Source organism: Streptomyces sp. HSW2009 (assembly GCF_040240285.1).
In the GTDB taxonomy this organism is placed as follows: domain Bacteria; phylum Actinomycetota; class Actinomycetes; order Streptomycetales; family Streptomycetaceae; genus Streptomyces.
Genome location: NZ_JBEHZD010000008.1, coordinates 37,039 through 43,484, shown reverse-complemented (window position 1 = coordinate 43,484; position 6,446 = coordinate 37,039). Strand labels below are relative to the sequence as shown.

4 protein-coding genes are annotated in these 6,446 nt (G+C 72.8%); 3 read left to right on the top strand and 1 reads right to left on the bottom strand.

The window, feature by feature from the left end; translation table 11 throughout:
- From AAHZ94_RS01340 to AAHZ94_RS01330, 3 genes are all read left to right on the top strand, one after another.
- Positions 1 to 2,281: serine/threonine-protein kinase (locus tag AAHZ94_RS01340; protein ID WP_502964558.1), on the top strand; the 2,281-nt coding region annotated here is incomplete at its 5' end.
- Positions 2,282 to 2,285: 4 nt separating this feature from the next.
- Positions 2,286 to 3,788, top strand: a complete 1,503-nt coding sequence (locus AAHZ94_RS01335) for a CHAT domain-containing protein (protein ID WP_349989951.1) — start codon at positions 2,286 to 2,288, stop codon at positions 3,786 to 3,788.
- Positions 3,785 to 4,912 carry a hypothetical protein gene (locus tag AAHZ94_RS01330; RefSeq protein ID WP_349989950.1) on the top strand — a complete coding sequence of 376 codons (1,128 nt, stop codon included), beginning with the start codon at positions 3,785 to 3,787 and terminating at the stop codon, positions 4,910 to 4,912. Before AAHZ94_RS01335 ends, AAHZ94_RS01330 begins: the two co-directional genes overlap by 4 nt.
- A gap of 34 nt (positions 4,913 to 4,946) precedes the next feature.
- Here the strand turns inward: AAHZ94_RS01330 and AAHZ94_RS01325 are convergent, their stop codons facing one another.
- Positions 4,947 to 6,287 (bottom strand): NsdA family TPR-like regulatory protein, encoded by a 1,341-nt coding sequence (locus AAHZ94_RS01325; RefSeq protein ID WP_349989949.1) that lies wholly within the window; start codon positions 6,285 to 6,287, stop codon positions 4,947 to 4,949.
- Positions 6,288 to 6,446: the final 159 nt, after the last annotated feature.

Genomic DNA, 6,446 nt, shown 5'->3' with positions numbered 1-6,446 from the left:
CGGCGCGCCGCCCCTGCTGCCCGAGCGGCCCACCTCGCAGTACACGGCGCCGGAGATGACCGCCGCCCACCTGGCCGGGACGCCGCCGGACGCGCCGACACCCCAGGGCGACCTGTGGGCGCTCGGCACGACCCTGTACGAGATGGTCGAGGGCCGCCGCCCGCTGCGCGGCCCCATGCCGGGCGCCCGGATCAAGGCGCTCCGGGACGCCCGCCCACCGCGGGTGCGCCGGCACAAGGAGTTCGGGCCGCTCATCGAGGGCCTGCTCGAACCCCACCCGGGCGCCCGCCCGAAGGCGCCGTCGGTGGCCGCGGCCCTGCGCTCGGCGGCCGGCCGGCAGGAGCCGGTCACCGACACCCACTGGGCGCTGGCCACCCCCAAACGACACTCCCGCTGGCAGCGGCTGCGCAGCCTCCTCATCCAGGTGGGCACCCTGGTCGGCAGCCGGCTCGCCGCCGCGTTCACGGCCGGGGCGCTGGCCGCCCTCCTCGGCCTGCGGCTGGCCGGCGGATCGGCCGCACCGGACGTGGCCACCTCGTTCCTGTCGGCCATCGTCCTCGGCACCGCGTCCGGCCTCGTCGTACTGAGCGGGAAGTGCGTGTGGCACGCGGTGGCGTACGTCAGGGTGCGATTCCGGCGCGGGGCGCGGGGCCGGGCCGGTGCCCTGAGCGGAGACGGGGCCGGGGGCGGAGACCTCGGCAGGGGCTCGGGCCGCCGCCCCGCCGTCACCCACGTCTCGCACGCGCACGCACCGTGGTTCCCGCCCGGCCAGGGCGCCGCCGCACCGCCCGCCGCGGACGACGTTGCCCCGTCCGCGGACGGCAGCGTCGCGGTGCAGGCCCGGGGCGGCCCCGAGTCGGCCGTGGTGATCGCCGGGCTCGACCATCAGTCCCTCGTGTTCAGGGGCAACCGTGGCTCCGTGGAGCCGGAGACTAGCGACCGCCGCAAGCCGCGCAAGGCGCAGGCCGGGCGGCCCCGCCCGGAGCCCGGCCCCGCCCGCCGCCACCTGGTCCGCCCGGCGCGGTCCCGCCGCCCCGCCACTACCCGCCCGGGCCCGTCCCGTACGACCACGGCCCGCCCGGAACGATCCACCACCACCCCCGGCCTCACCCACGAGAACCCGGGCGACCCGAGCAACCCCGCCCCGCGCCCGGAGCACGCGGATACGGGCCGGACCGATACGCGCCGGGGCGGCGCGGGCCAGGGTGATGCGCGGCAGGGTGATGCGGGTCGGGCCGGCGCGGGGCGGGGTGATGTGCGGCAGGGTGATGCGGGCCAGGCTCGCATGGGCCGGGATGATGCGAGCCAGGCTGGCACAGGCCAGGGTGATGTGGGCCGCGCCGATACGGGCCGGGTGAGTACGGGCCAAGTCGATACGAGCCACGTGTCCACGGGCCACCCGGGGGCGAACCACCCGGCGCCGAACCACCCCGAGCCCCACCACACAGGCCCCCACCACGCCGGGGACGAACCACCCCACCCTGAGACGACACCCGATGCCGAACTCGACGTAGCAGAAGCCGAATTGGCGGAGCCGGAAGAGGGTGAGCCGTCTCGTACGGCCACACTCCCGCCACCCGCGGCACAGAACCACCGGGACGAGCCACCGCCCGCGGCGGCGCACGAAACCGACCCACCCACGCCGGCGAATGCCACCCAACCGCCCGTGCCGGCGGATGCCACCCAACCACCCGCGTCGGCTGACGAAACCAACCCACTTCCACCAGTGCGCAACACCAACCCAACCCCACCGGTAGCCAACAAGCCCCAGCGTCCGGCCGCCGCAGGCCCTCCCCCCAGGCCAGCCGCCCCAGCGGGCTACCCACCCACACCCCCTTGGCGGCCCACCGGCCCCCCCTGCCTGCCGCGGCTCACGCTGCGCGACGGGCCGGCCCGGGTGGGGGCGCCCGCGGAGTTGGAGTTCGTACTCGAAGTGCCCGACGAGCACCTGTGGGCGCGCCAGCCCGAGCACCCGTCGGCCTACCTCATGCTGGTCGCCGCGGCGCGCACCGCGGGCTTCATCACGCCGCCGGCCCGCAGTTACCGCGCGGGGCACGGCAGCGACGGTGCGGCCACCTTCTCCTTCACGGCGCGCGAGCCGGGCGAGCACCAACTCAGGTTCACCGTCTATGACCGCGACTACGGAGTGGTGCTCCAGGAACTCGACGCCACCATGACCATCGAGGCCCCCGCGCGCCCCGCCGTGCAGGCCGGACCACCCCCGGGCGGGCCCGCGACCCCGGTCGACGCCGCCGAACGCAACCAGGCGCCGGAGTTCTGAGCCGTTGGACGAGAACATTGCCCTGACGAGTAGTCAGGATGCTAGTTACGGCTACCGTCTGACCCTCGCGCCCACCCGCGAGCTCCGGGACCTCATCGTCTGCCTGCGCGTCCAGGACGGCCGGCCGTGGCTCATCGTGTGGGGCGAGACCGGGGTGCTGCCCCGCTCCCGTAGCCGCGAGCACTGGGCCGAGCTGGAGACGGACGTACGTGACATCAAGGACCTGTCGGCGCAGCTCCTGGCCGACTGGAAGGCGTTCGTGGACTACCAGCCGGCCGACCGGGCCGCCGGCATCCGCCCGTACGCCACCGGTGCGGACCTCAGCAGCCGCCCGCCCGGCGAGGTGCAGCGGCGGGTGGCCGAACTCGTCCGGGCCGGCAGCCACCTCCTGGACACGCTGCTGAGCGGCCACGACCCGAACCTGCTGCGGCTGCGCGCCTTCCTCGCCACCGCCCTGCACCGCCGTGACCTGCGCATCCGCTTCGATTCCGATCTTGACCTGCCCTGGCCGCTGTTGGCCGTCGGCGAGGAGGTCCCGCCGATATCGGGCCCGCCACCGGCGCCCGCCCCGTACGCGTCGCTGACGGTTCCGTACGACGTCCAGGTGTCGTCCGTCGCCAGCCCCCCGACCGCCCCCGGGGCCCCGGGCAGCAGCCCCGCCGGAGCCCCCGGCAGCGCCCCCGAGAGCCCGGCCGAGCGCCCGGCCGACAACCCCACCGCCCCCACCGCCCCCTCCGAACTCGCCCAGCTCTTCGACCTCTTCCTGGGTCACCGCCACCTCATCGAGACCGCGTCCGGCGCGTACGAGACGGACTTCTACTACGCGGCCAGCCGGGCCCGCCCGATCAGCAGCGCCAACGTCGACGAGGGGCTGCGCAGGGCGTCGCGCGTGCCCGAGGCGCAGCGGGTGGCCGCCGAGGTGCACAAGCTGCTGGACGACCAGACGGAGCTGACGGAGCGGACGGACAGTGACACCCTCCTCGCCGACCTCGGCACGGCCCACTTCGACGAGGACCTGATGTACTTCTTCTGCCACGGCGCCGTACTCCGCGACGGCGACTCCACCTGGCAGGCGTTCCAGCTCACCGACGCCCGCGCGGTGCACGCCGGCCGCATCGACAGCATCCGCAAGCGGCACACCGAGGCGAACCGCACCCGGGGCGAGTTCGTCCCGTTTCACCCGATGGTGGTGCTGAACGTCTGTTACGCCGGCTCCCCGATGACCGGCAGGTTCGCCAGCCTGGCCGGCAGCTTCATCCAGCACGGCGCGCAGGGCGTACTGGCCCCGTCCATCGCCGTGCCCCAGCTCTTCGGCGCCGAGTTCGCGCTGCGCTTCCTGACCCGCTACCTGGTCGACCGGTCGGCGGCGGGCGAGGCGGTGCGCGACACCGTCCGCTGGTTCGCCGCCGAGTACCACAACCCGCTGGGCCTGATCTACGGGCTCCACTGCGGCCTGGACAGCAGGCTGCCCCCCGCCGCCCCGGACGAAGGAGCGACCGCCCCGTGACCGTGCCGCACCACCGCAGCCCCCGCTCCGGCCCCCGGCCCCGGCCCCGCGACGTCCGCCGCCGGGCCCGCGCCGCCCAGGTCCCGGCGCCGGCCGAGTTCGCCACCGTCGACCTGGACCACGACGGCTGGCTGCTGACCCCCGAAACCGGCGAGCCGGTCCCCGCCGACCGGCTCGTGGACCACCTGGCGCACTGGCTGCGCCCGCCGGAGTGGGCCACCGACATCCTGGTGTACGCGCACGGCTGGCAGACCGGCCAGCCCGCGGCCCTGCGCAACGCCCAGCGCCTGCTGGCCCTCGTCCACCAGCAGCACGCCCGCCACCCGCGCCTCTACCCCCGGCTGCACACGGACGCCGGCTACGCGCCGTGGACCGTGGTCGTCCGCTGGCCCTCCTCGTCCCAGCGGCTGCGCAAGGGCTATTACGCGGTACGCGACCGGGCACACGCGATGAGCGCCCCGGGCCGCGGCTTCGCCCCGCACGTACTCGGTCACCTGCTGGGCTACCTCGACGCCGAACGCGGCGACCCGAGGGCCGACACGCTGCGCACCGCGACCGGCCGCTACCTGCACCTGATCGGCCACTCCTTCGGCGGCAGGTTCCTGTGCGAGGCCGTGCAGTGGGCGGCGGACGCCACCGCCGGCGACACCCTCGGCTGGAGCATCGCCACCGACCCCGGCCGGCCGTTCACCGTCGACTCGCTCACCGCCTTCCAGATGGCGGCCCCCAGCAACGCCTTCGACGGCACGTTCCGCACGCTGCGCCCCGCGGCGGGCGGTCACCGGGCACCGGTCGGCGGCCCGATGGTCTTCACCCACTCCCGCCACGACCACGCCACCGGCTACTGCCACCTGCACGCGGAGCACCTGCCCGGCATCGGCCACGGCGGTATGCGGCTGTCGCCGGCCCGCGGCGACCTGGCCCCCAACGACGTCGCCCACACCGACCTGCACCCGGCCGACCGGCCCTACCCCCGCACCTGCCTGGACCACCCCTTCGTCAACGTCAACGCGAGCTGGCGCTACCGCAACAGCCCCCTGAACCCCCTCCGCGCCCACTCCGACTACTTCCACCCGGAATCGGCCCACTTGCTGCTGAGCTTGGCGGAGTGGTCACGGCCTTGAGGGGCGGTGGGCCATGTCGAGGCGGCTGGGCCGGTCAGGCCAGGGCGGTGTGCGGGATGGTGGTTCGCGCGTGTTCGTAGAGTGCGCGGGCGGTGTTGTTCTTGAGGTGGGGGCGGAGGGAGGTGAGCATGGTGTGCATGCGTTCGTCTGCTCGTGCGGAGTGGACGAGGGGGTAGTCGTCCAGGACGTTGCGCCAGGTGGCGCATGCGGCTTCCAGGTGGCCGACTTGTAGTTGTCGTTCGGCCAGGAGTGCCTGGTGGTGGACTCGTGTGCGCCTGTATACGGTGTGCCGGAGTTTTCCGGCTTGTTGCATGGCGGCGATGGAGCCGGTCAGGTCGCCGAGTTCGTAGCGGACTTCGCTGGTGTGGTAGCTGAGCGCTGCCGGGTCGTAGGAGCCGAAGGTCTTTTCCTGGGATTCTGCTTGGTCCATGGCGACTTCGGCTTCCCGTAGCCGGGCGAGTGCTTCGGTTCGATGGCCGACCTTCGCGGCGGAGTGTGCCTGTTGCCCGGCGAGGAAGGCTCGCATGCGGGGGCCTGCCTGGGGTGAGGCGGCGGCAGCGGCGTCCGCCAGTCGCATGGCTGCCTGGCCGTGGCCGAGGTTCACGGCTTGCACGCTCATGCCGCGCAGTGTGGTGCAGTACGTCAGGTGGTCTTCGGCGGCGCCGGCGAGTTCCAGTGCTTTGACGTAATACTGCTGGGCGACGTTGTGCAGGCCCTCGTCAACGGCCATGTAGCCGGTGAGGTAACACAGGTCGGATGCGGCCGACATCATGGCTTTGCGTACAGGTTCCGGTGCTTCGGTCTTCAGGTAGACCGCCACGGTGTTGATGAGGAAGGCGGCGGCCATCGGGCGGGCGTGGCGGCCCCCGAATTGGTCGTCGAGTTCCGAGATGCGTTCGGTCATGGCGATGACGGTGTTGACGTCGGTCATTCCCATCGCCTGTACGGTGCCGACCTGCGCGGCTTCCATTCTGCCGACCACATCGGGCCAGTTGGGGATGGTTAGGGCGACGGAGAAGAGGCCAGCGCCGAGAACACTGCGGCGTGAGGGGTCCATATCAGCCCTCCCGAGATCGATCAGCCCATCCACGGTACCCGGATGACTGTTCGACTGGCCCGCTGGCGCGGGAAAGCCTGCCTCGCTGTAGGTGATGGGGCGACCCAGCTTGCGCGCAAGGACGTCCAGGATGAGCGGCTGAACTTGCCTTTTGGGCAGATGCCCCATGCGCCATTGATGGACGGAGGGTTGCCGGTACTTGAGGTGCATGCCTTGCTCGGTGCCCGCCTTGTTGACGGCTTGGGCGAACTGACGGTGTGTCCAGCGAGTCTCGTGGAACAGCCGATTGAGGCCCACTGCCGGCTCTGGCGTAGTCACTGGCCTAACTCCCTGCGGTGGTAGGCGGCTTAACTTTCTTAACAACCCGTGGGCCCCACACCGTACCGCTCAGAGCGATGAGTCGATTACCTAGAGCAAGAAGAGCCTCCACGGCCGGTAGGACGGTCGTGGAGGCATGGTGACCGCCCATCGCGAGGT